The organism is Planomonospora antibiotica, assembly GCF_014647955.1.
In the GTDB taxonomy this organism is placed as follows: domain Bacteria; phylum Actinomycetota; class Actinomycetes; order Streptosporangiales; family Streptosporangiaceae; genus Planomonospora; species Planomonospora parontospora.
Genome location: NZ_BMQE01000116.1, coordinates 1 through 3301, shown reverse-complemented (window position 1 = coordinate 3301; position 3301 = coordinate 1). Strand labels below are relative to the sequence as shown.

Annotated in this window: 3 protein-coding genes; 2 read left to right on the top strand and 1 reads right to left on the bottom strand. The window is 69.1% G+C overall.

Features of this window, described 5'->3' with window-relative positions; genetic code table 11:
• Window positions 1-592 (top strand): GNAT family N-acetyltransferase (locus IEZ06_RS35560; RefSeq protein ID WP_189241065.1); only part of this gene is annotated, 592 nt, incomplete at its 5' end.
• Window positions 593-1053: 461 nt separating this feature from the next.
• Complete coding sequence (locus IEZ06_RS35555; RefSeq protein ID WP_189241064.1) at window positions 1054-2832, top strand: LamG domain-containing protein; 1779 nt, start codon at window positions 1054-1056, stop codon at window positions 2830-2832.
• 78 nt (window positions 2833-2910) lie between these two features.
• On the opposite strand, the gene IEZ06_RS35550 is transcribed toward IEZ06_RS35555, so the two are convergent.
• A complete protein-coding gene (locus IEZ06_RS35550) occupies window positions 2911-3156 on the bottom strand; it encodes a hypothetical protein (RefSeq protein ID WP_189241063.1) in 246 nt (81 codons plus the stop codon).
• Window positions 3157-3301: the final 145 nt, after the last annotated feature.

The following is a 3301-nucleotide window of genomic DNA, read 5'->3' as shown; positions in this document are numbered from 1 at the left end:
GCTGTGGCCGTACTCACCGGTGGCTTGCCGCACGTCCGAGATCCTTAACTACGCGGCCTTGTACCAAGAGGAGGATCGCGATGCCATCGTCACGCTGGCCCCACGCCTGACCGAAGGAGTCGCGCCCTGGCGAGATGCCGATGCCGTGGCCGCCGCCGTGCGCGGCTGGGTCACCGGTTCCCTAGACCAGGGCAACGGCGACAGTCACGGTGTATTCGTGGCGGTCCACGAGGGTCATGTCACAGGCTTTGCCACCGTGACCACCCGCCGGCACTTCACCGGCCACATGGACGCCTACATCGGCGAGCTCGTCGTCTCCGCCCAGGTGGAGCGCATGGGCATCGGGCGCGCTCTGGTGGATGCCGCTGAGTCCTGGGCACGCGACCGCGGTCTGCAGCGCATCACGTTGGAGACCGGCGCGGCCAATACCCGGGCCCGGAACTTCCACCAGGCGCTGGGGTACGCGGAGGAGGAGGTACGGCTGAGCAAGCCGGTATCGGCTGACGATCAGGCGGCGTCAGCGGTACCCGATGCCACCGTCTCCGATCGTGGCCGGATACCCGAGCGGGGGAAGGCGGCCGACTCGTCGTAAACCTTGCGGTTCTGCAGACAGTGGAACAGGCAGCCGAGCATCCGGTTGAAGGTGTTGCGCAGCGCGCTGGAATGCCGGTCACCCTCGGCACGCCGGTGGTCGTAGTGCACCCGGGGACCGGGCGCTCGGAGGGAGGCGAAGGCCCACACGTAACCGGCCGCGGCCAAGCGCTGATTCTTCACCTTGCGGTGGTGGACCACCAGGCTCTTACCCGAGGCCCGGGTGATCGAAGCCGGAGCGGTTCAAAACGAGGTGACGGGATCGAGCGCGCGCGATTCTCCGATCAAGGATGCATGATGTCCGTATAAGGGTCGGGGGATTCCTTTTATGGGGGAGCACTGTTGGGTGAAAACAGAAGAGCCTTCGCCGCATGCGCGGGGCTCCTTCTCGGCGCGTCACTACTGTCCGCCCCATCAACCGCCCTCGCCGCAGCCGAGCCCGTCCCGGTGGCCGCCTACGGTATGGAGGAAGGAACCGGAACCGTCATCGGCGACGCGGCGGGCCAGGGCCACACCGGTACGTCCGCGTCCGGCCTCCCGCTCACATGGACGGGCGGGAAGTACGGCAGGGCCATCGCCCTGGACCGGAGAAGCAGGGTGATCGTGCCGGATGCCCCGTCCCTGCGCCTGACCTCAGCGATGACGGTGGAGGCCTGGGTAAATCCCGACATGGACCCGGTGAACGGGGGACTGACCGTCTCCAAGAGCTCCTACGGCTTCTCCGCCACCACGGCGACCGTCGGCACCTCGCCCGCGAGCCGGATCACCTTCCGGCCCCTGCCCGCGCGGACCTGGAGCCATCTCGCCGCCACCTACGACGGCCAGGCACTGCGCGTCTACGTCAACGGGGCCCTGGTGGCCTCCCAGCCCGCCCAGGGCGCCATCAGCCTCAGCACCACCCCGCTCGCCATCTGGGGGACGGGTCTCATCGACGAGATACGGATCTATGACACGGCCCTCAGCGAGGCCCAGATCAACGCCGACATGACCACACCGGTGGCCGGAGGGGCCCCGGACACTCCGCCGACCGCACCGGACGCCCTGACCGCCGTCCCCGGGTACGGCAAGACCGTGCTCTCCTGGCAGGCGAGCACCGACGACGACGGCATCACCGGCTACGAGGTCCACCGATCCACCCAGGCGGATTTCACGCCCACGGGTTCGACTCTGCTGAGCACGGTGACCACCACGTCCTACACCGACGTCCCCAAATACCGTGACACCTATCACTACCGCGTGCGCGCGATGGACACCTCACGCCGGCTCGGCCCGCCGTCCGAGCCGGCGTCCGCCAAGGCGATGGAACCCGACAGCCCGCCCGGCGCGCCGTGGGGGGTCAACGCGTACGGCCACGGCGGCTGGGCCACCGTGTGGTGGACCGGCGTTTCCGACGACCACGCCGTCCACACCTGGGAGATCCACCGATCGACGGCCTCCGGCTTCGCCCCTTCGGCGGCGACCCTCCTCGCCCTGGTCGACAGCCCGCCCTATGAGTACATGGACACCGTGCAGGAACCCGGCACGTACTACTACCGGGTCATCGCGGTGGACTCGGTCGGCCAGCGCGGCACGCCTTCGGAGGAGCAACGCGCGACGGTCGGCCCGGCCCCCGATCTGTCGCAGACCCTGGCCGCGGCCTACGGGATGAACGAGGGCGGCGGCGCCACCGTGCGAGACGGCTCGGGCCGGGGCAACACCGGTACGGCCTACGGCGCCAGATGGGCCGACGGCAGATTCGGCAAGTCCGTGGAGTTCTCCGCCGAAGGAGGCACGGTCCTTGTGCCGTCATCGACATCGCTGAGGATGACCACCGGCATCACCATGTCCGCCTGGGTCAACCCCATGCGTTCCAAGACGAACGAGACGATCCTCCGGCGGTGGAGCCCGCACGAGACCCTCGAACTGTCCACCGCCAAGTCCCACGCGCCGTACGGCCCTCACGTCTACGCCTCCGACGGGATGAACAGCACGGTCAGCGTCCCGAGCGAGCTCATCCTGCCCCCCGGAGTCTGGAGCCACGTGGCGGTCGTCCTCGAAGGCGAGGCCGCCGTCCTGTACGTCAACGGAGAAGCGGCGCGGATGGTCCGGTGGAGTCCCCACCCGACCGAGGAGACGGGCCAGCTGAAGATCGGTAATGACGGCGTGAGCCCCTTCGCCGGCAGGATCGATGAAGTCAAGACCTACAACGCCGCCCTCAGCCCGTCCCAGATCAAGGCCGACATGCAGACACCCGTTCCCTGACCGGAGGCACAGCCGGCGCAGTTCCGGTGCAGGCGTGCATCCGCTTCTTCCTCGCTCTGGTTTCCGTGCCCTTACCGTTCAGTCCTGCACGGATCCTCCTCGACTCCGGGCCTCGCGCAGACGCCGGAAGTCCGCCCAGGCGGTGCGGACGCTGACCGCGTGCACGACGGTGTAGGAGCGCATGACGGCCTGCAGGCCGGCCAGGCGGCCGCGCTCATCGGCCCGGTGGGTCAGGTGGCGGGCCATGCGCCAGGCGCAGTCGTCGGCCAGCTCACCGCGGTGGCGCTGCAGGGCGGCAAGCCGGAACCAGGTACGGCGAGGCATCCCGGGCAGCTGCTCGGGGCCCTCGTAGTAGGCCGTGCGCGGCCGCCGGCGGGCAGCGGTCTCGGCCGGGGGGATGGCGTCGGTTGAGGCTCCCCCTTCGGCGTGGACACCCCTGACAATGGATCTTGTTCCATGAAGGGGAGTG